This is a genomic window from Pararhizobium arenae (assembly GCF_001931685.1).
Taxonomy (GTDB): domain Bacteria; phylum Pseudomonadota; class Alphaproteobacteria; order Rhizobiales; family Rhizobiaceae; genus Pararhizobium; species Pararhizobium arenae.
Window position 1 is genome coordinate 138,494 of sequence record NZ_MOOY01000003.1, and the last position, 24,775, is coordinate 163,268.

General features: G+C 61.1%; 24 protein-coding genes. 15 read left to right on the forward strand and 9 right to left on the reverse strand.

The window, feature by feature from the left end; genetic code table 11:
* Positions 1–99: 99 nt before the first annotated feature.
* Together BLX89_RS07195 and BLX89_RS07200 are read right to left on the reverse strand one after the other, a co-directional pair.
* Positions 100–1,932, reverse strand: a complete 1,833-nt coding sequence (locus BLX89_RS07195; protein WP_075289991.1) for a tetratricopeptide repeat protein — start codon at positions 1,930–1,932, stop codon at positions 100–102.
* Positions 1,933–2,199: 267 nt separating this feature from the next.
* Entirely contained in the window at positions 2,200–3,216 is a 1,017-nt protein-coding gene (locus tag BLX89_RS07200; RefSeq protein ID WP_075289992.1) for a polyprenyl synthetase family protein, read from the reverse strand.
* Between the two features lie 134 nt (positions 3,217–3,350).
* Here BLX89_RS07200 and BLX89_RS07205 point away from each other — a divergent pair, with 134 nt between their 5' ends.
* From BLX89_RS07205 to BLX89_RS07235, 7 genes are all read left to right on the forward strand, one after another.
* Positions 3,351–3,572, forward strand: a complete 222-nt coding sequence (locus BLX89_RS07205; RefSeq protein ID WP_075289993.1) for a putative signal transducing protein — start codon at positions 3,351–3,353, stop codon at positions 3,570–3,572.
* 206 nt (positions 3,573–3,778) lie between these two features.
* Positions 3,779–4,567 (forward strand): tRNA1(Val) (adenine(37)-N6)-methyltransferase, encoded by a 789-nt coding sequence (locus BLX89_RS07210; protein ID WP_075289994.1) that lies wholly within the window; start codon positions 3,779–3,781, stop codon positions 4,565–4,567.
* Positions 4,568–4,648: 81 nt separating this feature from the next.
* On the forward strand, positions 4,649–5,515 hold the full coding sequence (locus tag BLX89_RS07215; protein ID WP_075289995.1) for a S49 family peptidase: 867 nt from the start codon (positions 4,649–4,651) through the stop codon (positions 5,513–5,515).
* Between the two features lie 31 nt (positions 5,516–5,546).
* Positions 5,547–5,735 carry a hypothetical protein gene (locus tag BLX89_RS07220; protein ID WP_075289996.1) on the forward strand — a complete coding sequence of 63 codons (189 nt, stop codon included), beginning with the start codon at positions 5,547–5,549 and terminating at the stop codon, positions 5,733–5,735.
* A gap of 68 nt (positions 5,736–5,803) precedes the next feature.
* A complete protein-coding gene (locus BLX89_RS07225) occupies positions 5,804–6,034 on the forward strand; it encodes an AbrB/MazE/SpoVT family DNA-binding domain-containing protein (protein ID WP_075290387.1) in 231 nt (76 codons plus the stop codon).
* On the forward strand, positions 6,031–6,435 hold the full coding sequence (locus BLX89_RS07230; protein ID WP_075289997.1) for a PIN domain-containing protein: 405 nt from the start codon (positions 6,031–6,033) through the stop codon (positions 6,433–6,435). Before BLX89_RS07225 ends, BLX89_RS07230 begins: the two co-directional genes overlap by 4 nt.
* A gap of 91 nt (positions 6,436–6,526) precedes the next feature.
* Positions 6,527–7,489 (forward strand): glycine--tRNA ligase subunit alpha, encoded by a 963-nt coding sequence (locus tag BLX89_RS07235; protein WP_075289998.1) that lies wholly within the window; start codon positions 6,527–6,529, stop codon positions 7,487–7,489.
* Between the two features lie 243 nt (positions 7,490–7,732).
* Here BLX89_RS07235 and BLX89_RS24615 read toward each other — a convergent pair whose 3' ends face one another.
* Entirely contained in the window at positions 7,733–7,879 is a 147-nt protein-coding gene (locus BLX89_RS24615; RefSeq protein WP_158025940.1) for a hypothetical protein, read from the reverse strand.
* 158 nt (positions 7,880–8,037) lie between these two features.
* Complete coding sequence (locus BLX89_RS07245; protein WP_075290388.1) at positions 8,038–8,235, reverse strand: hypothetical protein; 198 nt, start codon at positions 8,233–8,235, stop codon at positions 8,038–8,040.
* 209 nt (positions 8,236–8,444) lie between these two features.
* Here BLX89_RS07245 and BLX89_RS07250 point away from each other — a divergent pair, with 209 nt between their 5' ends.
* The 5 genes from BLX89_RS07250 (at position 8,445) to BLX89_RS07270 (ending at position 15,386) form a co-directional block, all read left to right on the forward strand.
* Entirely contained in the window at positions 8,445–8,993 is a 549-nt protein-coding gene (locus BLX89_RS07250; protein ID WP_075290000.1) for a LemA family protein, read from the forward strand.
* An 86-nt stretch (positions 8,994–9,079) separates the two neighbouring features.
* A complete protein-coding gene (locus BLX89_RS07255; RefSeq protein ID WP_075290001.1) occupies positions 9,080–10,351 on the forward strand; it encodes a 3-phosphoshikimate 1-carboxyvinyltransferase in 1,272 nt (423 codons plus the stop codon).
* 31 nt (positions 10,352–10,382) lie between these two features.
* Entirely contained in the window at positions 10,383–12,320 is a 1,938-nt protein-coding gene (locus tag BLX89_RS07260) for a DUF2207 domain-containing protein (RefSeq protein WP_075290002.1), read from the forward strand.
* A gap of 256 nt (positions 12,321–12,576) precedes the next feature.
* Positions 12,577–14,883, forward strand: coding sequence for a glycine--tRNA ligase subunit beta (gene glyS, locus BLX89_RS07265; RefSeq protein WP_075290003.1), 2,307 nt, complete (start codon positions 12,577–12,579; stop codon positions 14,881–14,883).
* 2 nt (positions 14,884–14,885) lie between these two features.
* Entirely contained in the window at positions 14,886–15,386 is a 501-nt protein-coding gene (locus BLX89_RS07270) for a 2-thiouracil desulfurase family protein (RefSeq protein ID WP_075290004.1), read from the forward strand.
* A 125-nt stretch (positions 15,387–15,511) separates the two neighbouring features.
* Here BLX89_RS07270 and BLX89_RS07275 read toward each other — a convergent pair whose 3' ends face one another.
* From BLX89_RS07275 to BLX89_RS07290, 4 genes are all read right to left on the reverse strand, one after another.
* On the reverse strand, positions 15,512–16,036 hold the full coding sequence (locus BLX89_RS07275) for a plant virulence effector HPE1-like domain-containing protein (RefSeq protein ID WP_075290005.1): 525 nt from the start codon (positions 16,034–16,036) through the stop codon (positions 15,512–15,514).
* A 101-nt stretch (positions 16,037–16,137) separates the two neighbouring features.
* Entirely contained in the window at positions 16,138–17,409 is a 1,272-nt protein-coding gene (gene purD, locus BLX89_RS07280; protein WP_075290006.1) for a phosphoribosylamine--glycine ligase, read from the reverse strand.
* 79 nt (positions 17,410–17,488) lie between these two features.
* The gene (locus BLX89_RS07285; protein WP_075290007.1) at positions 17,489–19,876 is read right to left on the reverse strand and encodes a putative bifunctional diguanylate cyclase/phosphodiesterase; all 2,388 of its coding nucleotides are present in this window, start codon (positions 19,874–19,876) and stop codon (positions 17,489–17,491) included.
* Positions 19,873–20,916 (reverse strand): polyamine ABC transporter substrate-binding protein, encoded by a 1,044-nt coding sequence (locus BLX89_RS07290; RefSeq protein ID WP_075290008.1) that lies wholly within the window; start codon positions 20,914–20,916, stop codon positions 19,873–19,875. Before BLX89_RS07290 ends, BLX89_RS07285 begins: the two co-directional genes overlap by 4 nt.
* 203 nt (positions 20,917–21,119) lie before the next feature.
* Between BLX89_RS07290 and BLX89_RS07295 the strand changes: the two genes are divergently transcribed.
* Entirely contained in the window at positions 21,120–21,548 is a 429-nt protein-coding gene (locus BLX89_RS07295; protein WP_075290009.1) for a CopD family protein, read from the forward strand.
* Between the two features lie 5 nt (positions 21,549–21,553).
* Here BLX89_RS07295 and BLX89_RS07300 read toward each other — a convergent pair whose 3' ends face one another.
* Complete coding sequence (locus BLX89_RS07300) at positions 21,554–22,753, reverse strand: MFS transporter (RefSeq protein WP_075290010.1); 1,200 nt, start codon at positions 22,751–22,753, stop codon at positions 21,554–21,556.
* Between the two features lie 101 nt (positions 22,754–22,854).
* Between BLX89_RS07300 and BLX89_RS07305 the strand changes: the two genes are divergently transcribed.
* Together BLX89_RS07305 and ubiA are read left to right on the forward strand one after the other, a co-directional pair.
* Entirely contained in the window at positions 22,855–23,670 is an 816-nt protein-coding gene (locus tag BLX89_RS07305) for an AraC family transcriptional regulator (protein WP_075290011.1), read from the forward strand.
* A 54-nt stretch (positions 23,671–23,724) separates the two neighbouring features.
* On the forward strand, positions 23,725–24,684 hold the full coding sequence (gene ubiA / locus BLX89_RS07310) for a 4-hydroxybenzoate octaprenyltransferase (protein WP_075290012.1): 960 nt from the start codon (positions 23,725–23,727) through the stop codon (positions 24,682–24,684).
* Positions 24,685–24,775 lie beyond the last annotated feature (91 nt).

Genomic DNA, 24,775 nt, shown 5'->3' on the forward strand with positions numbered 1-24,775 from the left:
GATCATCAAAAGACTTTCAGGGAATACGGATTGCCGCTTGCTCCCCCTTCTCGCCGAAACGGGAAGGGGAAACGTCATGGAAGGCGTACCTGTTTGGGATCAGCTCTTCTTGCCGGCCGTATCGACCGGATCGGTTTTTTCCGGCAGCTTCTCATTGGCATCGGCGGCATTGGGAACGTTGTCGTCAAGCGGCGGCAAGCCGTTTTCGATCTTGGCCTTGATCTTCGGGATTTCCGCTTCTTCCGGCTTAAGATCGAGCGTCTGGTTCCATTTGTAGACCGCCTCAAGCTTACGGCCAACACGCCAGTAGGCATCGCCCAGATGGTCGTTGATGGTCGGATCGCCAGCCAGAAGCTCGGCGGCGCGCTCGAGTTCGGTCACCGCGTCCTCAAAACGTCCCATGCGGAAATAGGCCCAGCCGAGCGAGTCGATGATGTAGCCGTCATCCGGCTTCAACTCGACAGCCTTGCGGATCATCTCCAGGCCCTTTTCGAGATTGATGTTCATATCGATCCAGGAGTAGCCGAGATAGTTCAAAACCTGCGGCTGATCCGGGTTGAGCTCCAGTGCCTTGGTGAAGTTCGGTTCCGCCTTCGGCCATTCCTTTAGGCGTTCATAGGCGATGCCGCGCTGGAAGTAGATCGACCAATCCTGCTTTTTCGGGAGCGGTCCGAGAGAATCCACCGCCTGATCGTAGACCCGCGACATCTCTCTGTAATCCTTGGCGTCCGAAAGCACGCTGCCATAGGCGACATAGCTGCGGATATCTTTCGGATCGAGTTCGATCAAACCCTTCAGGTGTGTCTTGGCTTCCTCGACCTTGCCGACGGAAGCGAGCGCCAGTCCAAGCTGCATCTCGGACAGACGACGCATCGGCGAGCCTTCCGGCACCTGTCTGTAGAATTCGATCGCCTGTTCCGGCTTCTTCAGGTTTTCGGCAACGCCACCGAGCATCACGAGCACGTCGGAACTGTCGGGATCGAGCGCACGCGCCGACTGGAGATAGAGCGAGACGATGTCTTCCGCGCCATCGCGGTTCAACGCGGCACCAATGCTGAACAGCACGGCGGCTGCGCCCTGCGCGGCATCGCGAACCTGCTGCTCCTGCGGCTGGCCTTTCTCGATGCTGATGCGCAGGGAGCTGAGCGGCGCGTAGTTGTTGAGGAAGTTTTCGCCGACTGCGATCGCGTCGAGCGCTTTCTGCTTGTTGCCGTCACGGGCTTCGAGGCGGGCAAGAGCGGTGATGGCGCGCAGGAATGTGTCCGGCGCCGCGCCGCCGCCGTTGCGGTCGAGAATTGCATCGTTGAAGCGCGCGCGGGCCGTGGCCTTGTCGCCGGCAGCAAGCGCGATCGCGCCTTCATGGTAATTCTTGAAAATGGCGAACCACTCAGGGCCTTCCAGCGCCTGGATCGAAGCGATCGCGTTCTTGGGATTGCCGGAACCGGCCTTCGCCCAGCCGATCAGCAGGCCGTTCAGCAGCCGGTCCAGATCGTTCGGACCCTTGTAGACGAGCAGCTTTTCAGCATTCTTGAATTCCTTCTTGCGGATAGCATCCACAGCCCTGACGACAGTAGTGATCCGCTCGACCGACCTGTCGCCCTTCAGCTCCTCGGCGATCTTCACGCCATCTTCCAAATCGCCGTTCATCAAAAGCGTGATCATCAGCCGCTGCTTGACGTCAACGTTGTCCGGCTGGAATTCGAGGGCCGTGCGATAAAGTTTTGTCGCGGTCGCGAAATCGCGATCGACATCGGCGGTGCGCGCCGCAAGAAAGGCGCCGGAGAAGCTGTTGATCGAGTTGACATCGAAAGGCTTCGTTTCGGCGGCTGCGGCGGGCGTCTCCTCGGCAAGGCTCTGGGGCACGCTGGCAAGGGATGCCAGGGCAAGGAGCGCTGCACCGCTGAGGAGGCGAAGAATGTGTGTCTGCCGCATGACAAGCCTTTCGTTGCGGAGCGTGCCGGTGGCCGCTGCCGGATAAGCGCGGAATCAATTCCGAAATAGTAGCGCATAACCCGATGGACCGGAATCGGTCGCTTTGCGGATCATGCAGCATGACCGATCTGTCCGTCATGGACCACCGGCAGCCTTGGGTCGGGAGGCCGTACAATCCTCCCGAGGGCCATTCTACAAAACAGAATGGCTTTTTTGGCGCAACGCAGCAAGAATTTCGTGATTCCGGAAAGGTGTGCCGGGAAAAAGTCAGCTCACCCGGTCGATGCAGAAATCGATGACTTCCAGAAGAGCCGACTTCCACGGCGATTGCGGTAGCGGCGCCAGAGCATCGCGGGCGATCGTGCCGTAATGCTGTGCGCGGGCGATCGTGTCCGTCAGGCCATTATAGCGCGCGATCAGGCCCATCGCCTTTTCCAGGTTTCGGTCATCGCTCTGGCCACCTTCGATTGCCTCCCGCCAGAAGCTGCGCTCTTCCGGCGTGCCGCGTCGATAAGACAGGATGACCGGGAGCGTGATCTTGCCCTCACGGAAATCGTCACCGACATTCTTCCCGAGATCGGCAGCCTTGCCGCCGTAATCCAAGACGTCATCAACCAGTTGGAAGGCGAGGCCGAGATTCATGCCGTAGGATTTCAGCGCATTGCGGCTGGCCTTGTCCGTGCCGGCAACGATCGGGCCGACTTCGGCTGCAGCGGCAAACAGCGCGGCCGTCTTGGCGCGGATGACCGAGAGATAGTCGTCTTCAGTCGTTTCCATGTTCTTGGCGACGGAAAGCTGCAGCACTTCGCCTTCGGCAATGACGGATGCGGCGGTCGAAAGGACATCCAGCGCATCCAGCGAGCCGACATCAACCATCATCCGGAAGGCCTGGCCGAGGAGAAAGTCGCCGACGAGCACGCTTGCCTGGTTGCCCCAGATCATGCGCGCAGTGGATTTGCCGCGCCGCAGATCGCTCTCATCGACCACGTCGTCATGCAGGAGCGTTGCGGTGTGCATGAACTCGACGGAGGTCGCCAGCTTCACATGGGCATCGCCGGTAAAGCCGAACATGGACGCGGAGGCGAGCGTCAGCATCGGGCGCAGGCGTTTTCCGCCCGAGGAAATCAGGTGGTTCGCCACTTCCGGGATCATCTGCACGTCGGAACCTGCCTTGGAGAGAATAAGCTGGTTCACCCGCTCCATATCGGCTTTTGTCAGGTCGACGAGAGGCTTGACCGATGCCTGTTTGTTTTTGCCGTCTTCCAGCGGTATCACTACGCCCAACGCGAGCCACTCCTGTTCAATTTCAGTCCGGACAATAGAAAGGGGGGCTTGCGGCGGCAAGTGGGGATTTGGCCGTCCCAAGTAAAATTCGCCGTGATTTTGAGGCATTCCATCCGTGAGGCAGCGAACCCCGCATGAAAGAACTGATCCGCACCAACGACGCCGTGCTCCTCTCCTTTGCCGAAAGCCTGATGAAGGATGCCGGTATCGGCTGCATGATTGCCGACCAGAATATGAGCATTTTCGAAGGTTCGCTCGGGCTTTTGCCACGGCGGTTTCTGGTGGTGGAGGATGATGCGGAGGAGGCGCGTAAGATATTGATCGATGCGGGGCTGGAAGCGGAGTTGCGGGAGTAGGGCGGTGCGTTTTTCTAGACGACTGAGCGTGCCGCTTTACCCCCTCTGCCCTGTCGGACATCTCCCCCTCAAGGGAGTAGATCGGCTGGAGCCAGCCTCTCGCGTCCGATCTCCCCCCTTGAAGGGGAGATGTCACGAAGTGACAGAGGGGGGTATCTGGCCACCAACGCAAAAGCTTTCTGTGCTTCGAAAATGGCCATTGCCCAATGACCTCGACTGAATCCATCGACAGCTTCCACCGTGGCCGTTTCCATGTCGTGCAGCCGCTCGGCCAAGGGCATCGCTCCGGCATGGATGCGATGCTTCTTGCGTCCCTCGTCGCCGATGAACGCCCGATCCGCGTGGCCGATCTCGGCGCCGGAGCGGGGGCCGCCGGCATGGCCGTTGCTTCCCGTCTCGACACCGCGCAGGTAACTCTGGTCGAGCGCTCTCCAACCATGGCCGCGTTTGCCCGCCGAAGCCTCGAACTCCCGGAAAACGCCCGGTTCGCCGCCCGCCTTGATGTCATCGAGGCCGATGTCGCCTGGAAGGGGCGTGAGCGCGCCGCCGCGGGTCTTGTCGACGACAGCTTCCATCATGTCATCATGAACCCGCCCTTCAACGATGGTTCTGACCGGCGCACGCCCGATCCTCTGAAGGCGGAAGCCCATGCAATGGAAGAAGACCTGTTCGAAATCTGGATACGCACGGCCTGCGCCATCACGCGACCCGGCGGCCAGTTGTCCCTGATCGCCCGCCCCGAATCGATCTCCGAGATCATCGCCGCCTGCGGCCGACGCTTCGGCGGCCTGGAAATCACCGCTCTTCATCCAAGGCCTGGTGAAAATGCTGTGCGCATTCTTGTGACGGCGATCAAGCAGAGCCGGGCACGGCTGGCGTTTCGCGCACCGCTCATCATGCACGAGGACGATGCCCACCGTTTCACGGCTTACGTCGACGACCTCAACAACGGCCGGGCCGCCTATGCCCGCAAGACGCTTTCCGCCCGGCGATGACGGATTTTTGACGGGGGATATTGCGTTCGCCCCGCCAATACATACATCCACCTCACGATTTTGTTGCCAAACGGAGGTTTTATGGCCGGATTCTTCAGAAAGCTGATGCCGAAGCGTTTTCGCAAAAGCGGTGTCACGATCCCTGTGGTCCGGCTGCACGGAACGATCATGGCCGGAGGCGGCCAGTTCCGCCCGCCGCTCAATCTGGCATCGGTTGCCTCCGTGCTGGATAAAGCCTTTGCTGTAAAAGATGCGCCGGCCGTTGCCATCTCCGTCAATTCGCCCGGCGGTTCGCCGGTACAGTCGCGCCTGATCTTTCAGCGCATCCGCGATCTGGCGGAGGAAAAGAAGAAGCGGGTGATTATCTTCGTCGAGGATGTCGCGGCATCCGGCGGCTACATGATCGCGCTGGCCGGCGATGAGATCATCGCCGATCCGACCTCGATCGTCGGCTCGATCGGTGTCGTTTCCGGCGGGTTCGGTTTTCCCGAATTGCTGAAGAAGATCGGCGTCGAGCGCCGCGTCTACACGGCTGGCGAAAACAAGGTGATGCTCGATCCTTTCCAGCCGGAAAAGGAAAAGGACATCGAATATCTGAAGACCTTGCAGCAACAGATTCACGCCGTGTTCATTGATATGGTCAAGGCGCGGCGCGGCCATCTGCTGGCCGACCACGGCGAAATTTTCTCCGGCCTGTTCTGGACCGGCGGCCGGGCGCTGGAACTGGGACTGATCGACAGCCTCGGCGATATGCGCGGCGAACTGAAGAAGCGTTACGGCGAAAAGACCGAACTGCAGCTGATCTCGCCAGCCCGCGGCCTGTTTGGTCGCCGCCAGCCGGGGGCAGCGATTGCCGGTGCGGTTGCGGAGCGTTTCGCGGCGTCTGCCGTATCGGGCCTTGCTGATGTGGCAGAGGAAAAGGCATTATGGGGCCGATACGGGCTCTGACACTTAAAGGAAAAGGCTCCGGGGGACACGCATGCCGCAAATCATTCTCTTTCTGCTCATCGTCGGCATCGCGTGGTTCGGCTACCGAAAGTTCATAGCCGATGCCGAAAAACTCTCACGCCAACGCGAACAGGTGCGCCGCGAGAAGGAAGCCGGCTCGCAGGGCACGCTGGTCAAGGATCCGGTGACGGGGGAATACAGGCTGAAGAAGCCGGAGTGAGAGATTGTTGCTGAAGCATCAGCATTATGAGATGATATACGTATAGGATGTATATCCGGAGACGAATGATGCAAGTATCAAAGTGGGGCAACAGCCTCGCCATTCGCATTCCCTCAAGCGTCGTCGAGGCGCTCGATCTTTCCGAAGGAGACGAGGTGGTAATCCGCCTTGCGGGTAATCGAGAGTTCGAGATCGAAAAGGATCACGGGCGCGCGGATGCTTTGGCCCGCATCCGCGCTTTGGCTCGAAACCTTCCCGCAGATTGGAAATTTGACCGGGAAGAGGCAAATGCCCGGTGAGCGTTCCGCCACTCCTGGATACGAATATTCTTGTCTACGCCGCTTCGAGTGACATTCGGGCATCAAAAGCACAGCTTCTCTTGACCCAGCCCTTCATCGTCAGCGTGCAGGCCTTCAATGAATTTGCCAATGTTTCTCGTCGCAAGATGGGCATGAGCTGGCAAGAAACGCGCACCGCTATCAACGATTTCAGTAAGCTGGCGACAGTGGTATTGCCTGTCGATACGGCGATCCACACACTTGGAATGGAACTGGCGGAGCGCTTGAAGCTCTCGATTTTCGACGCCATGATGGTAGCTAGCGCCCTTCGTGCGGGGTGCTCGCAATGCTATTCGGAAGACATGCAGCACGGTCTGGTGGTGAATGAGCAATTGAGGATCGTTAATCCGTTCATCGAGTGACCGGCCTATTCGCCATTAATACTCGTCTCTTGACCCCTCCGGCCCATCGTGGCACCAGACAGCCAGAAGTTTCCAAGCTGGACATCCGATCATGACTGCTGCCGCCCTGCCGGACCATATGAACCCGAAGCGCTCCTTCCAGGCGCTGATCCTGACGCTGCATGCGTATTGGGCGGACAAGGGTTGCGCCGTGCTGCAGCCCTATGACATGGAAGTGGGCGCCGGTACGTTCCATCCGGCAACGACGCTGCGCGCGCTCGGCCCCAAGCCCTGGCGTGCCGCTTATGTCCAGCCCTCGCGCCGCCCCACGGACGGTCGTTACGGCGAAAACCCGAACCGTCTCCAGCATTATTACCAGTATCAGGTGATCCTGAAGCCGAACCCGTCGAACCTGCAGGAACTGTATCTCGGCTCGCTTGAAGCGATCGGCCTTGATCCGCTGCTGCACGATATCCGCTTCGTCGAGGACGATTGGGAAAGCCCGACGCTTGGCGCCTGGGGTCTCGGCTGGGAGTGCTGGTGCGATGGCATGGAAGTGTCGCAGTTCACCTATTTCCAGCAGGTCTGCGGCATCGAATGCTCCCCGGTCTCAGGCGAACTGACCTACGGCCTCGAACGCCTCGCCATGTATGTGCAGGGCGTCGACAATGTCTATGACCTGAACTTCAACGGCCGCGAAGGCGATGAGAAGATCAGCTATGGCGATGTCTTCCTGCAGGCCGAGCAGGAGTATTCCCGCTACAATTTCGAATATGCCAACACCGCGATGCTGCACCAGCATTTCATCGACGCCGAGAAGGAGTGCGTGGCGCTGCTCGTCGCCGGAGCGCCGGGCGATACGGCAAACCAGCAACTGCACAAGTGCGTATTCCCGGCCTATGACCAGTGCATCAAGGCCAGCCACGTCTTCAATCTTCTGGATGCGCGCGGCGTGATCTCGGTCACGGAACGCCAGAGTTATATCCTGCGCGTGCGCACGCTCGCCAAGGCCTGCGGCGAAGCCTTCCTGTTGACGGATGCCGGCGGCGCAAATCTCGTGCGTGACGCGGCGTAAGGTTCCGAAATTCAGGGAAATGAGGAAAACGACTTGCCCGGAATGGGTGAGCGTAGTTTGTTGACAAACCCTCCGGCGCCATCCTCGGGCTTGTCCCGAGGATCCAATCCCGGAAGATTTATCCTCTTATTTTATTGCTTTAAACAGATTTCAGCAGATCCTCGGGACGAACCCGAGGATGACGCCGGAGGACGTGGTCAGGTTTGTCAGCAATCTGGGCTCGCCCGGAATGGAAGTGCGGGCTCAGGTGTCCATTTCCGTGATAACAGGCCGGTTGGTCCGCACCGGACGCAGCTTTGCCTGTTGCTGGCGCTCGACGCGCAGTGCGACGAAATGGGTAGCAGCCATCAGCGCAAGCGCGCTGGTCGTGATCAAAGTCAGGATGGTCATCTTAGCCTCGCTTGTATCGGCCGCCTCGGCCGTGAACCTGCTTTCATGGCAGGAGCAAGCGGTCATCATCGACCGCAAGACGCAAGTTACTAACGAGGCACAGGATAGGGGTTTCTCCCCTTTTCGCTATCGCTGAAATTCACTAGATCGATCGCTCTTTACAGCGTGTCGCTCATGCCGCTGCCGATTTCCCAGACCGGCTTCAGGGTGGGGTAGGTGCCCGTGGGCAATTGGCCGGCATAGGTCTGGAGGGCGCGGCGGACGCCGCTCGGGCGCTCCGGTGTGGTGACGCTCGCATAGGCGACGAAGAGGGCCGAGAAGGCGATGACGTTGATGAGGGTTGCGAGCGGTTTCATGGTCGTTGGCTTCGTTTGAATGTGCCGGTTCATTCCGGTTGTTGAAGCCACTATCGATCAGAACGGAAAATTTCGCGGTTCCCAATGAAACAGGGAAATCAAGGTGTTACTTACGTAACAGGATTGCTTTCACTTGCGCGCCGGCGGATACCCATTTGCCGCGTTATGTTCTAAGGTCGCGCAAAAGGCTTGAAGCGAGAGGGTGTTTCATGATCGGCTTGGCAATTGGCGCCGCGGTAATCCTGTACCTGATTTTCATCTATAACGGGCTGGTCAAGGCCCGGCAGGTGAAGGAAGAGGCATGGTCCGGCATCGACGTGCAGCTGAAGCGCCGCGCCGACCTGATCCCCAACCTGATCGAGACCGTCAAGGGCTACGCAGCCCATGAAAAAGGTACGCTTGAACAGATCGTCGAGCTGAGGAACAAGGCACAGTCGCTGCCGACGGGTGACGTCGCCGCCCGCGCTCAGGCGGAAGGGCTGCTCAGTCAGGCGCTTGGCAAGGTTTTCGCGCTTGCGGAAGCCTATCCGGACCTCAAGGCGAACCAGAATTTTTCCGAGTTGCAGCAGTCGCTTGAAACCATCGAGGAAGAAATCCAGATGTCGCGGCGCTATTACAACGGCGCCGCCCGCGACCTGAACGTCAAGGTCGAGAGTTTCCCGTCGAACCTGATCGCCGGTCCCTTCGGCTTTGCCAAGGCGCCGTTCTTCGAAATCACCAATGAAGCCGACCGCGCGGTGCCGACGGTCAAGTTTTAAGCCGTTCTTCCATCGCCAATGGCTTGCAATCGCGGCAATGCGTGCCGATAAGAACGGCGCGCATCCGCTATCCAAGAGTTTCCCGCATGAGCAAAGACCAGAAACTGACCGTCGTCCCGCCGTCCCATCCGTTGAAGGGCCGCGTCAGCCCGCCCGGCTCGAAGTCGATCACCAATCGCGCGCTGCTGCTCGCCGGTCTCGCCAAGGGCACGAGCCGCCTGACCGGGGCGCTGAAGAGCGACGATACGCGCTATATGGCGGAAGCGCTGCGGGCCATGGGCGTCGAGATCAGCGAGCCGGATGACACGACCTTTGTCGTCACCGGCACCGGCAAGCTTCTGGCCCCGGCAAAGTCGCTCTTCCTCGGCAATGCCGGCACAGCGACCCGCTTCCTGACGGCAGCTGCAGCGCTGGTTGAAGGCGAAGTCATCGTCGATGGCGACGAGCATATGCGCAAGCGTCCGATCGCGCCGCTGGTCAAGGCGCTGACGGCGCTCGGCGTCGATATCCGCTCCGAAACCGGCTGCCCGCCGGTCATCGTCAAGGGCACCGGCGATTTCGGCGCCGATCGCGTCGAGATCGATGCCGGTCTTTCCAGCCAGTATGTCTCGGCGCTCTTGATGGCCGCCGCCGGTGCCAGCCGCCCGATCGACATCATCCTGGCCGGCGATGATATCGGCGCCCGCGGTTATATCGATCTCACGGTTGCCGCCATGCGCGCCTTCGGTGCCGAAGTCACCCAGCCGAGCGCTTCCGTCTGGCAGGTGCAGCCGACCGGCTATACCGCGACCGATTACCTGATCGAGCCGGACGCTTCGGCCGCCACCTATCTCTGGGCTGCGGAAGTGTTGACCAAGGGTGAGATCGATCTCGGGGTGAAGGCGACGACCTTCTCCCAGCCGGATGCCAAGGCTTACGACGTCATCGCAAGCTTCCCGCACATGCCCGCCGTGATCGATGGCTCGCAGATGCAGGATGCGATCCCGACGCTTGCCGTGCTCGCCGCTTTCAACGAAACGCCTGTTCGTTTTGTCGGCATCGCCAATTTGCGCGTCAAGGAATGCGATCGTATCCGTGCGCTGTCGACCGGCCTCACCAACATCCGCGCAGGCCTTGCGACGGAGGAGGGCGATGATCTCGTCGTCGCGGCCGATCCGGCCCTTGCCGGACAGCGTCTGCCGGCCGATATCGATACCTTCGCCGATCACCGCATTGCCATGAGCTTTGCGCTCGCCGGCCTGAAGATCAAGGGCATCACCATTCTTGACCCGGCCTGCGTCGCAAAAACCTATCCGCGCTACTGGGACGAGCTTTCGTCTCTCGGCGTCGAACTCGAAGGCGATCGCCCGGATATCTGAATAAACAAACGCCGCGGGAGGGAAGGGCAGCATGATCCGACTGATCAGGGCATTCGGTGTAGCGCTTTTCCTTCTGGGCGCGCTCGTCGCGTCCAGCGCCTTTGCCGAGGAGGTCATCACCTCCTACAGTTCGGCGATTAATCTCGAGAAAAGCGGCCGGCTGATTGTTACCGAAACCATCCGCGCCCATGTCGAGGGCGACCGTATCAAGCGCGGCATCTACCGCGATTTTCCGCTGACCTTCCTTGATGACGGCGACCGGCGGCGCAAGGTGGAGTTCAAGCTGCTCTCCGTTTCCCGCGATGGCCAAAGCGAGCCCTATCGCACAGAAACCATTCAGGACGGCATCCGCATCTATACCGGCGATAAGGATGTTTTCCTGCCCTCCGGCGAGCATGTCTTCGAGATCGCCTATCAGACGGACCGCCAGATCCGCTATTTTCCGGATCATGACGAGCTTTACTGGAATGTCACCGGTACGGAATGGGCGTTTCCAATCGAGGAAGCGATCGCCACCGTAACCTTGCCGGATGGCGTGCGGGCGCAGGCGCTCGATGTCTTCACGGGCGGCTATGGCTCGCGCGAAAAGAACGCGACTGCGGTGGAAGATGGCCGCGAGGTGGTTTTCACCACCACCCGGCGCCTGCAACCGCAGGAAGGTCTCACTATCGCCATCAAGATGCCGAAAGGCAGCATCGATCCGCCCTCGGCTTCCACGGAAAAGCTCTGGTGGCTGAAGGACCATATGGCACCGGTTTTGGCGATTGCGGGGCTGGTGGTCGTTGTTCTCTACTACGCCCGCATGTGGCTGAAGGTGGGGCGCGATCCGGCGCGCGGCGTCATCGTGCCGCGCTGGGATGCGCCGGACGATATCTCTCCGGCGCTCGTCAACTACATCGACAACAAGGGCTTTTCCGGTCAGGGCTGGACGGCGCTTTCGGCGGCGGCACTCAGCCTTGCGGTGCAGGGTTACGTCGTGCTGGAAGACCTGAAACAGTCGCTCACCATCACCGCCACGGCCAAGACGCCGCCGACGAAGCTGCCGACCGGCGAGGCCGTGTTGATGCAGGCGGTGAAGGCGCAGGGCGGAAAGCTTGCCATCGACAAGGCCAACGGCAAGACGGTGCAAAAGGTCGGAGCCGATTTCCGCAGCGCCATGGAGAAGGAACACCGCAACCGCTACTATCTCGCCAACACATGGTATGTGCTGGGCGGCGTCGCGCTCTCCGCGGTGTTCCTCGTTTCGATCTTTCTGTTCGGCGATCTCGACGAAAACAATATCGCCATCGTCATGGTGCCGGCTTTTGCATCGGTGGTCATCTCGATTGTCGCTGTCGGCCTCGTAAAAAGCCTGCGCAAGAGCGGCACCCTCTTTGCCCGCGCCCGCGCCATCATCGTCTTTGCCTTCTTCGGGTTCATCCTCTGCTCCGTCGGCATCGGCATGGCCGCCTTCGTCTTCGAAACCGCCGTGCAGAGCCACCAGATGCCGCTGCTGGTCGCCGTCTGCGGCATCATCATCGCTAATATCCTGTTCTATTACCTGATGGGCGCGCCGACACCGCTCGGCACCCGCATGATGGATGGCATCGACGGCCTGCGCCAATATCTGACGCTCGCGGAAAAGGAGCGGATGAACATGGCAGGCGCCCCTGAAATGTCGCCGCGGCATTTCGAAAAGCTGTTGCCCTATGCCGTGGCGCTCGGCGTCGAAAAGCCCTGGTCGGAAACCTTTGACCGCTGGCTGCTTGCCGCAGCGGCAGGGGCGGCCGCCTATCAGCCGGCATGGTACCATGGCGACAGCTTCTCGGCCGGCTCGTTTGGCGATCGCATGGGCGGCTTTGCCGGCTCGATGGCGAGCACCATGACGGCCTCCTTGCCCCCGCCGCCGAAGAGCAGTTCATCCGGCTTTTCGAGTGGTGGCGGTTTTTCGGGCGGCGGCGGTGGTGGCGGTGGAGGCGGCGGCTGGTAAAGCCGTAGCGTCTTGCTCCCTCTTCTCCCCAGTGGGGAGAAGGTGGCCCGAAGGGCCGGATGAGGGGGCGGCTTGTTCCAAGATGCGCGGCAAAGACCCCCTCATCGCCTCGCTTTCGCTTGGCACTTCTCCCCGCTGGGGAGAAGAGGGCAGCCGAGGCGGCTGCCCCGCCGTAAACCCGCTTAACCGCGTGACTTTTCAGCCGCGGCTTGCTAAGTCCGCCGCAACCATCTGAACAACCCGCAAAGTGCCCGCCATGCCCGATCTTCTGCTTGAACTCCGCTCTGAGGAAATCCCGGCTCGTCTGCAGCGCAAGGCTGCCGGCGATCTGAAGAAATTGCTCACCGATGCGCTGGTCGATGCGGGCCTGACCTATGAGGGCGCACGCGAATACTGGACCCCGCGCCGGCTGACGCTGGATATCCGCGGTCTCAACACCCGCTCGGCGGATGTGCGCGAAGACATCAAGGGCCCCGCAACCTCGGCACCCGAACAGGCGATCCAGGGCTTTCTGCGCAAGGCAGGCCTTGCCTCGATCTCCGAGGCGCACGTCCATAGCGATCCGAAAAAGGGTGACTTTTACGTCGCCCATATCGTCAAGCCCGGCCGCCCGACCGAAGAGATCGTCGCCGAGGTGATGCCGGGCATCATCCGCAATTTTCCCTGGCCGAAGCCGATGCGCTCGGGTGCCGCCTCCGCAAAACCCGGCTCGCTGCGCTGGGTGCGCCCGCTGCAGTCGATCGTCTGCCTCTTCGGGCCGGAGCATGAAGAAACCCAGGTCATCCCCTTCGAGGTCGATGGCATCGTGGCGAGCAACGTGACGTATGGCCACCGCTTCCACGCACCGGAAGCTTTCACCGTGCGCCGCTTTGCCGATTACATCGAGAAGCTGGAAAAGGCCAAGGTCGTGCTCGACGCCGAGCGGCGCAAGCAGATCATCGCGTCGGACGCCGCCAACATCGCCTTTGCCAGCGGACTTGAGCTGGTCGAGGACGAGGGCTTGCTGGAAGAAGTCTCCGGCCTCGTCGAATGGCCGCAGGTGCTGATGGGCACCTTCGAGGAAGATTATCTGGCGATCCCGTCGGAAATCATCCGCCTGACGATCAAGACCAACCAGAAGTGTTTCGTCACCCGCGTTCAGGGTGAGGAAGGCCTGTCGAACAAGTTCATCCTCGTTTCCAATGTCGAGGCGAAGGACGGCGGCACGGAAATCATCCACGGCAACGGCAAGGTCGTGCGCGCCCGCCTGTCGGACGCCAAGCATTTCTGGACCCGCGATCAGGGCGACCTGCCGGACCTCAATACGCTCAAGGCCTCGGCCGAGAAATTCAACCTCGATCTCAAGAAGCCGCTCGACCAGCGCATGGCCAAGCTCGATGCGCTGAACGTAACGTTCCACGCCAAGCTCGGCACGCAGGGCGAGCGCGTTGCCCGTATCCGCACGCTCGCGGCCGAACTCGCCAAGGTCACCGGCGCCGATCCGGTTCTGGTCGACCGCGCTGTCGTGCTCGCCAAGGCTGACCTGCGCACCGAGGCCGTCGGTGAGTTCCCCGAATTGCAAGGTGTCATGGGCCGTAAATATGCGACCCTGCAGGGAGAAAACCCTTCCGTCGCCACGGCTATTGAAGATCACTGGAAGCCGAACGGCCCGTCCGACCGTGTACCGGACGACAAGGTCGCGATCACCGTCGCGCTTGCCGACAAGCTCGATACGCTTGTCGGTTTCTGGGCCATCGATGAGAAGCCGACCGGCTCGAAGGACCCCTATGCGCTTCGCCGCGCCGCGCTCGGTGTTATCAGGATGATGCTGGAGCGGAAGATCCGGTTGCCTCTTCTAGGCACAACTACAAACCAAGCTCTGAACTACCTCAAATTTTTTGATGAGATCAAAGGTGGAACATCTGAGCAGGAAGCCTACGCTCTGGAGTTTAATCATTCCGAGAAACGAGGCATCTTCGATCCCGCATCGCTTGCGGGTATTTCCTTTGAGTTTACCGGTGATATCCCGGAGACCGAATTGCAGAAGTCTGCAAAGCAAATCGGCGCGGACCTTCTCTCCTTCTTCCACGACCGCTTCAAGGTCTACCTGCGCGATCTCGGTGCCCGTCATGACCTGATCGATGCCGTGCTGACGCCGGACGCCGACGATCTGCTGATGGTCGCCCGTCGCGTCGAGGCGCTGACGGCGTTTATCACCTCGGAAGAAGGCCTGAACCTGCTCGCCGGCACCAAGCGCGCCACGCAGCTTCTCGCCGCCGAGGAGAAGAAGGGCACCGTGGTTTCCGATACGGTCGATCCGTCGCTGTTCAAGCTCGATGCCGAAAAGGCGCTGTATGCGGCCGTCACTGAGGCGGCAAGCGAGGCCCGTCAGGCCATTGCCGGCGAAGACTTTCGCTCCGCCATGGAAGCGCTCTCCAAGCTGCGCGGTCCGGTCGACCAGTTCTTCGCGGATGTGCTCGTCAATGATGACGATCCGGCCGTGCGTGCCAACCGCCTGGCGTTGCTCGCGCAGATCCGCGCTGCCACCGGTACCGTGGCCGATTTCTCCAAGATCGCCGGCTGACGATGGCGACGGGGGCGAAAATCCTCGTCAGCGCCTGCCTGATGGGCCATGCCGTGCGCTACGACGGCAAGGCCAAGCCGCTCATCCACCCCGCGCTCGATCGCTGGCGCGAAGAGAGGCGGCTTGTCACCATCTGTCCGGAAATGTCCGCCGGCATGCCTGTGCCGCGCCCGCCTGCGGAAATCGCCCAGGCGGCCAATGGCAATAATGTTCTGGAAGGCCGGGCGCGTGTTGTCGAAATCACTGGCGGCGATGTCACGCAAGGGTTTGTAGCCGCCGCGCGTAATGCGCTCGATTTGGCGAAAGAGACCGGCTGCCGCTATGCGCTGCTGATCGATGGCAGCCCGTCCTGCGGCTCCGGCTTCATCTACGACGGCAGCTTTTCCGGCAACAGGCAGGCGGGCGAGGGCGTCACCGCAGCCCTTCTGCGGCGACACGGCATCGAGGTCTTTTCGGACAGGGATGTCGATGCGCTGGTCAAAAGGCTGGCGGGGGAAGCGTAGGCATCGTTTGCCGTCACAAAAAATTGCGCCCCTGCTTCTCTTCAGGGGCGCAATTTCCGCCTCGGAGGCGATGCCCGTACTGCAACTCGGTCGCAGGCGAGGGCAGGGACCTGTAAATTCTTCGTTTATTGTAGACGAAGTTGGTAGTTTTCGAGATCAATTTCCTGTGATCGCGGTTCCTCCCGCGTCGCCGTGGCCAGTTGTTCTGCCGAATCAAGGCTTAACGACGCCGTCTTTGCTGTCGCATCTACCGAAAGATCGATCGTCGCAGACGCCGTTGCTGCAGCCGGCATCGGGTCGATCACGGTTGCGGCGGCCTCGCCCTTCAGAAGCTTGGCGGCCTCGGAAGCCTTGACGACATCCTCGGATGCCTTCGAGACGAAAACGATCGGGGACCCGCCAAGCCAGGCCTCGGTGCGCACCAGATGCTTTTCGCCGTTGATTTCCCTGATCTCTACGTGCTCGGTGCCGGGAGCGACCTCGGGCACGACATAGCTCGAGGATTTCTTCACGACCAAGGGCGGGCATTGGTTGCAGGGCATCTGGGTGATGCTAGGACCCTTGGAGCCGCCGGTGATAACCGCTTCGATCGATGAGGCATGTGCAGAGGCGGCGACAAGGCCGACAAGGCTGAACAACAGAACGCGCATGGACGGTCTCCCCTGAATGGACAGTAAACCATAGACGCCGTACCGTTACATTCCCGTCAGGAGAACTGGTAAAGATTGAATTAAAGCCTGTCGAAGATCGCTTAAGACTTTTCGCGGGCAACCGCCTGCCAGCCGATGTCGCGGCGGCAGAAGCCGTTTTCCCAGCGCACCCGGTCGACGGCGGCATAGGCCGTGTCCTTGGCCGCGCTGACCGTCGCTCCCATGGCGGTGACGTTCAGAACCCGTCCGCCGGTCGCCACCAGCTTGCCGTCCTTCAGCGCGGTGCCGGCGTGGAAGACCTTGGTGGCCGCGTCCTCGCCCGGAAGCGCATCGATCGGCGTGTTTTTCTCATAGCTGCCCGGATACCCGTTCGATGCCATGACCACGGTTAGCGCCGCATCCGGCCGCCATTCGGCTGTGAGCTTGTCGAGGCCGCCCGTCGCCGCGGCATAGAGGATCGGCAGAAGGTCGCTTCTCATCCGCATCATCAGCACCTGGCATTCCGGGTCGCCGAAACGGACGTTGTATTCGATCAGTTCCGGCCCCTTGGCGGTGATCATCAGGCCGGCAAAGAGCACGCCCTGGAACGGGTGGCCACTCTCGGCCATGCCACGGATCGTCGGCTCGATGATGTCCTTCATCGTGCGCTCGGTCATCTCGGCGGTCATCACCGGAGCGGGGGAGTAGGCACCCATGCCGCCGGTGTTCGGGCCGGTGTCGCCGTCGCCGACGCGCTTGTGATCCTGCGCGGAGGCGAGCGGAAGCGCATTCACGCCGTCGCACAGGCAGAAGAAGCTCGCTTCCTCGCCGTCAAGGAAGGCTTCGACGACGACTTCGGCACCGGCCGCGCCAAACGTGCCGGAAAAGCAGGCGTCGATGGCGTCGAGCGCTTCATCCAGTGTCATCGCAACGGTCACGCCCTTGCCGGCGGCAAGACCGTCGGCCTTGATGACGATCGGCGCGCCCTGTTCACGCACATAGGCCTTGGCGGGCTCGGCCGCTGTGAAGCGCTGGTAAGCGCCGGTCGGGATGCCGTATTTGGCGCAGATATCCTTGGTGAAGCCCTTCGAGCCTTCAAGCTGGGCGGCGGCGGCAGAGGGACCGAAGACGGCGATGCCGGCATCGCGCAGGGCGTCGGCAAGGCCGGCAACGAGCGGTGCTTCCGGCCCCACGACGACGAAATCGATGCCTTCCTGTTTGCAGAAGGAAACGACGGCGGCGTTGTCTTCGGTATCGAGCGAAACGATGGTCGCTTCCTCTGCGATGCCGGGGTTGCCGGGGGCGGCGTAAAGTGTCGTCAGCTTCGGAGATTGGGCGAGTTTCCAGGCCAGAGCATGCTCGCGTCCACCCGAACCGATCAACAGAACCTTCATCGCCATCTCCCGCTTGTGCCTAAGCTGGTGCGGTTAAGGCGAGGGGTGCCCAAGGTCAAGGGAAAAGCAGCAATCGTGCCTAAAGAAGCCCGCGTGTACCGCTGCGGCGGGCACGGCCGGGAACCAGACGCCGATCGCCATCGCGTGCCGCCATCTCGACGGTCCGCTTCAGCGACCAGATCGCGAGATCTTCCAGCGTCAGCGGCTTGGAGATCAGGTAGCCCTGATAGTGATCGCAGCCGGCCGCCGAGAGGATTGTCATCTTCTCTTCCGTATCGACGCCTTCGCCGATGACCTGCATGTCCTGGGCATGGCAAAGCGCGATCACGGCCTTCAGCGCTGGCAGCATTTCCTCGCGGGCGAGATTGTCGACGAGCGCCCGATCAAGCTTGATCGTGTCGGCGGTGTATTCGATGATCTGCTGCACGGAGGTATAACCGGCACCGAAATCGTCGATCGAGATACGGAAGCCGCGGTCTCGCAGACCTTCGATATTCTGGTGAAGCTGGTCGCCGAGCGTGACCGCATAGGTCTCGGTCAGTTCGATTTCGATCGCGCCGGGCTGAACATCATGCCGCTTCAGGCAAAGATCGAAATGATCGACGATCGTCTTGGAATGCAGCTCCGCGGAAGAGATGTTGATGGCGAGCGTCGTGTCCGTGCCGAAAAGCTGCTGCAGCGTTGCGTGATCGGCCATGGCGCGATCGATGACCCAGCAGTCGATCTTGGTGAACTGGCCGAAGCTTTCGGCAATCGGCACGAACTCGTCGGGACGGACATTGCCGAGGATGGGCGATACCCAGCGCAGCAGAGCCTCGCAACCGACGACCTTTCCGAGACCATCGACGATCGGCATGTAGACGAGGTGGAACTGTTCGTCCGGATCGACCTGCCGCAATTCGTCCTGAATGAGACGCACGCGGTCGCGCTTGTCCTTGAGATCGCGGGAGAAGCGGGCGGAGCGGTTCTTGCCGTTGGTCTTTGCCTGGTACATGGCCGCATCGGCGTTGGAGATCAGCTCGGCGAGGTTGCCGGCATCCGTCGGGCAGATCGCGACGCCGATGCTGGCCGTGACGGGGTATCGCTTGCCCAGCACCTCGAAACCGCCGGAAAACAGGCTGAGGATACCCGCGCACATTTCGCGGATGGTGCCGTCGCCGGGCTGCGACTGGATGAGCACGGCAAATTCGTCGCCCGAGAGGCGGGCCAGGATCGCGGGCGGCAGGCTGCGGCGTTCGGCGGTCGCATCGACCGTCTCGCGCAGGCGCACGGCCAGCTTGCGCAGCAGTTCGTCGCCCACTTCATGGCCGTATTTGTCGTTGACGAATTTGAAGTTGTCGATGTCGATGAAGAGCAGGCTGCAATGGCCGCCATTCTCCACCATGTCCTGCACGATCGCTGCGGCCAGGCTGTTGAAGTGGCCGCGATTGCTGATGCCGGTCAGCGTGTCGGTCCAGGAAGCGGTCTGCACGAGCCGCAGGGCACGGCTCGACTGGTCATGCAACTGCTTGATATTGGCGGTCAACCGGCCGATCTCGCCGGCCGAGCCGGTTTCGATGATGCCGTCCTTGCGACCGCTCATGACCGCGGTGACCTGCCGGTCGAGAGCCGAGATCGGATTGGTGATGAAGCGGGTGATCAACACGGCCATCAGGCTTACGGATATGAAGCTCATGGCAAGCGCGCCGAAGCCGAGTAGCAGCTTGAAACGCCCCAGGCTGGCGGTTTCGTGGCTTGATGAGGCATCGAGGATGAGGAACAGAGATGGCGCCAGCCGAACGCCGGCGGCGAGCTTGTCATGCCAGGCGGAGGGCGAGGTCGGCATGAATTCGGCTTCCACGCCATATTCCCGTTCCAGGGCGCGTTTCATCGCCAGAAACTGGGTCGGCTCGACGGCAACCTGGATGAGGATCGCTGACGATTTGGCGCTGGGCAAAGGCCGGCTGAAGGTGGTCGGATCGATAAATTCCGAATAGATGATCAGAGGCCGGGTGCCCTGCAGGAACGTCCAGTCCCGGAGCTGGTTGCCGGCCGTCAGGCGCTTTGCCAGCGTCATCTGCGCGTTGCCTATTTCGGCGAAAGGATCGTCGCTGTTCTCGAAATAATAGGTCGGCGACATATCCGGTTTGAGGATCGAGAAGGAGAGGAACTTCTTCGGGTCGTCCGACAGCGAACGCACGCTCTGTTGCAGGCGAAGCCCAAGCGCGTTGTTGCGGTAGCTTTCGTCCGTCTCCGAAAGGAACCGCCGGATCGCGTTGCCTTCAAGGATCGTGTAGAGAAAGCTGCGGCTCTGGTTGACTTCGTTGCGGTAGAGGGCACCCAGATGGTCGAGCTGCTGGGAAAGACGAGCCTGTTCGAGATTTCGGACCGAACGGCTTTCGGCAAGATAGACGACAACGGCCGCAAGCAGATAACCGGTCAGAACGACCGGAAAGATCAGGAGAAATGCGCGCTTGCCAAGGGTCACTGGAAGTTTGCCATCGAGCTTATGATGCGTCGGCGCGTCTGGACGGACTGTATGCTGAGCTCCTGCTGGTATTGGCTTTTCGCCAGAATGGCGTCCGGCGTATAGATTTCCGGGTTGTTGCGGGTTTCTTGCGGTATCAGCTTCAGCGCCTCCGAACTTGCCGTCGGCATGGTGAGGCTTTCGGCATTGGCGGCAGCGCTTTCCGGCGAGCCGACGAAATCGAGGAACCTGAGCGCCAGCCCCTTGCGCGGCGAGGCCGAGGTCACCGCCATGCAGTCGAGCCAGGAGAGTGTACCTTCCTTCGGCACGGCATAGCGCCAGACGCCGGGCGTGCCCGCCTTGTCGTTCAGCACATGCTGGTCGCCGCTATAGGCGAGCGCTATGTAGATGTTCCTGCCAATCTCGGGGTTCTGGATCGAGGTGATCACGTAATCATAGGTCAGGACGTAAGGGGCCTGCTTCTTCATCACCTCGAAGGCGGCCTTGAGGGTCTCGCTGTCATTGGCGTTGATCGATTTGCCCAAAAGCACCAGCGGCGCAATGAATGCCTCGTTGTGATCGTCATACATGGCGATGTGCTTTTTCAGTTCCGGCTTGGGCGCCATCAGGGCGTTCCAGGAGCTTGGGGCTTCCTTGACGACGTCCGAACGATAGACGATGCCCATCGTGCCCCAGAGATAGGGAAGCGCATATCCGGCGCAGCGTGAGCGCCATTTCTCGCTGTAGTCCTTGAGCGAAGGGACGTTTGCCTCCGTCAGGGGCTCCAGAATGCCGCGCTTGCCGAAGAGATCCGCGCCGTTTTCGCCGACCACGACAAGATCGATGTTGCTTGCCGGGTCAGACAGGATCTCGTCGCGCGCATCGCCGCTGTCGTAATAGGTCTGGCGGATCGTGACGCCCGTCTCCTTGTTGAAACGGTCGAGGATGCCCTGGTCGATATAGGCTTCCCAGATCAGCAGGTTCAGCGTTTCGGCGCGAACGCCAGAAACATGCGCAGTCGTGGAAAGCAGAATCGCGGCGGCAATCGTTTTCTTTAGCATGGCCCGTCCCCTGGCAGCCTTGCCGGGAAGTGTAGGTGCCAAAGCTTGATGAATACTTACAAGGGGATGCAGTTTTTTGGGTTGCAACCAGAAAGCTGCCGGGAAACGTGCCTGCGGAAAAAACAGGCGGCTTTTCGTCAACAGGGGCTCGTTTCCAAGCCGATGCAGTGCCAGATATAGCGTAACCACGCGGGAGGCGTTCCATGACCTATCTGTTGCTGAAATCCCTGCATATCGTTGCCGTCGTCATGTGGATGGGCGGCATGGTGCTGTTGTCGGCTGCTTCGCTGTGGCTCGCGCGGGCGGGCTCACCGCGCGGCGAACGGGAGCTTTCCGTCATATCGGCCGTTCGCAAGTGGGACGCGCGCGTGACCAACCCTGCTCTCGGGCTCGTCTGGCTCTTTGGCGTTGCGATCGCCTGGATGGGGGACTGGTACATGGATGCCTGGCTGCATGCCAAGCTGGTGCCGGTGATCATCCTCTCAGGCCTGCATGGAAACCTTTCGGCCTCCTTCCGGCGCATGGAAAACGAGCCGGCACGGGCTGTGCCGAAACATCTGCCGTATGCGGCCGCCATCACCTTTGGCGGCCTGCTGATCATCGTGCTGCTGGTGGTGATCAAGCCATTCTAACGGCTTCATCGATGTCCGGGAATCCTCGGCAACAGGATGGTGAGGATGCCGAGCAGCGGCATATAGGACGTTATGACGTACACGAACTCGATGCCCTGTTTATCCGCAAACACCCCGAGCACGGCTGCGCCGAGGCCGCCGAAGCCGAAGGCAAAGCCGAAGAACATGCCGGCAATGAGCCCCACCCGGCCGGGGATCAGTTCCTGCGCGAAGACCACGATTGCGGAGAAGGCCGATGAGAAGATGAGGCCGATCAGGACAACCAGTACGCCGGTCCAGAACAGGTTGGCATAGGGCAGCACCAAGGCGAAAGGGATCACGCCGAGGATCGAGAACCAGATCACGAACCGAGCGCCGTAGCGATCGCCAAAGGGACCGCCCAGAAGCACGCCGGCGGCACTCGCGCCGAGGAACAGGAACAACAGCATCTGCGCATCCTGCAGGCCAAGACCGAACTTCTCGATCGTATAGAAGGTGAAGTAGCTGGATAGGCTGGCCATGTAGACGTTCTTTGTTGCCGTCAGCAGGATCAGCACGATCAGCGTCATGATCACCTTGTTTTTCGGCAGCGGCAGGGCGCGGCTCACGGCCGGGCGATTGATGTTGGCGAGGCGGTGGCGGGTGTACCAGCCGCTGACGAAAGTGAGGATGACGAAGCCGAGGAGCGCGATACCGGAGAACCAGCCGAGGCTGCCCTGGCCACGCGGAACGACGATGAAGGCAGCAAGCAAGGGGCCGATCGCCGTGCCGGCATTGCCGCCCACCTGAAACAGCGACTGGGCCAGTCCATGACGGCCGCCGGAAGCAAGACGCGCGATGCGCGAGGATTCCGGATGAAAGATCGCCGAGCCGAGGCCGATCAGGCTGGCCGCGACGATCAGCAGCGGGAAACTATGGGCGTTCGCCAGCAAAAGCAGGCCGGCGCAGGTGCTGAGCATGCCGGCCGGCAGCGAAAACGGCATCGGCCAGCGATCGGTGACCACGCCGACGGCAGGTTGCAACAAGGATGCGGTGACCTGAAAGCTGAAGGTCAAAAGGCCGATCTGCACGAAATCAAGCGCGTAGTTTTCCTTGAGAAGCGGATAGAGCGAGGTCAGCAGCGACTGCATGATGTCGTTGAGCATGTGGCAGAAGCTCACCGCCACGATGATCGAAAAGGCCGTCCGCTCCGCGGGGCCGCTGCTGCTGGCTGCTACGCTTGCCATGAGATGTCTCCACCCGGTTCCAAATTCAGTCCGGCGTGTCTACGCTCATTGCGCCTGGCCTGCTTTTGTGCTCTGGTCTTGTTTTTACGCAAGTGGGCCAAATGCGCATCATCACCCTGCCAAGCAAGGATGCCGAGGACGAACTTCAGCATCAGCAGAGCCTCTCCTGGATCGATTCCAGCGGGGATGCCGTGCTTGCGCTTGGCAGAAACTATCCGGCCGGCTTTCGGGTGCCTCTGCACAGCCATGCCAAGACCCAGCTCTGGTGCGCCCGTGAAGGCATCGTCTTGGTCGGGACAGCGCGCGGGCGCTGGATGTTGCCGCCCGGGCATGGGCTGCTCATTCCCGCCGGCCTCGAACATGCAACCGAGATGGTGAGCGCGGTGCGCATGCAGTCGCTCTATGTGAATGCCGATGTGGTTGCCGCGGCCGACCCTCGGGTGTTGGAGGTCACGCCGCTGGCTGCCAGTCTCATGGAGGAGCTTGTGCATTCCGAAGAGACGCCGCTATCCGACAAGCGCAAGTGGCTGATCATGGAGCTTCTGCTGGATGAGATCGGCCGTCTGCCGGAACGGCCGCTCGGCTTGCCTTTTCCCGCCGATCAGCGCCTCGCACGACTTTGCCGCCACTTCCTCAAGACCCCCGCTGCCAATGCCGGCATCGATGACTGGGCGCGCGATCTCGGCATGAGCCGCCGCTCGTTTACCCGCTTCTTCCGCGCCGAAACGGGTCTGAGTTTTGTAACATGGCGCCAGCAGGCCTGCCTGTTCGCCTCGCTGCCACGGCTGGCGGAAGGGCAGTCCGTGACCTCCGTCGCGCTCGATGCAGGCTACGAAAACATCGCCGCCTTCACCACGATGTTTCGCCGCATGCTCGGCAGCTCGCCCAGCAACTACCTGCGGGCGCGGGCGGGGTAGAATGGGGGAAGCAAGCCGCTTGACCGTCACTGCCAACAGCGGCAAACAGATTGCATGAACACGTCCAGCCTCGATTCCGGCCGCGTCTATGACGCGCCGTCCAACAACTGGGTCTACCGCGTCCTGCCACGGGCGCTGTGGCCCTATGCGCAGCTTGCCCGCTGGGACCGGCCGATCGGCTGGCAGCTCCTGATGTGGCCCTGTTTCTGGGCGGCGGGACTTGCGGCCAACACCGCGGCGAGCCTCGGCAGCTTTTCCTTCGGCCGCTTTGCATTCCATCTTTTCCTGTTCTTCGTCGGCGCGGTCGCGATGCGCGGTGCCGGCTGCACCTACAATGATCTCGTCGATCACGATATCGACATGGAAGTGCTGCGCACCCGCTCGCGTCCCCTGCCATCCGGGCGGGTCTCGCGGCTGCAAGCCAAGATTTTCCTGGTGGCGCAGGCGCTTGTCGGCCTCGTGGTGCTGTTGCAGTTCAACGGTTTTTCGATCGGGCTTGGCATTTTCTCGCTCGCGATCGTCGCGATTTATCCCTTCGCCAAGCGTTTTACCGACTGGCCGCAGTTCTTTTTGGGCCTTGCCTTCTCTTGGGGTGCGCTGATGGGCTGGGCCGCCGAGTTTGGCGGCATCAGCGTGGCGGCTGTGCTGCTTTACCTCGGCGCGGTTGCCTGGACGATCGGATACGATACGATCTATGCCTATCAGGATCGGGAGGATGACGAACTGATCGGCGTACGCTCCACCGCCCGTCGCTTTGGCGACCATCCGCGCCCCTGGCTGGTCGGGCTCTACGGGATCACGACGCTGCTGATCCTGTTGGCCTTCATGGCCGCCGGCGCCGGGTTCGTAGCCTATCTGGCACTTCTGGCTGCTGCCGTGTTGCTGGTTTACCAGATCTTGGTGCTCGATATCCATGATGCCGGCCAGTGCCTTGCACTCTTCAAGTTCAACAATATCGTCGGCCTGATCATCTTCGCCGGGCTGTTCGCCGCGCTTCTCATCCGCCTGATCTGACAAAAAAACCCCTGCCGACTGGAGTGTCAGGCAGGGGCTTCGAGGTCCACCGCAGTAAACTGTTCGGGTTTCGCGAAACGACGGTTTCGAA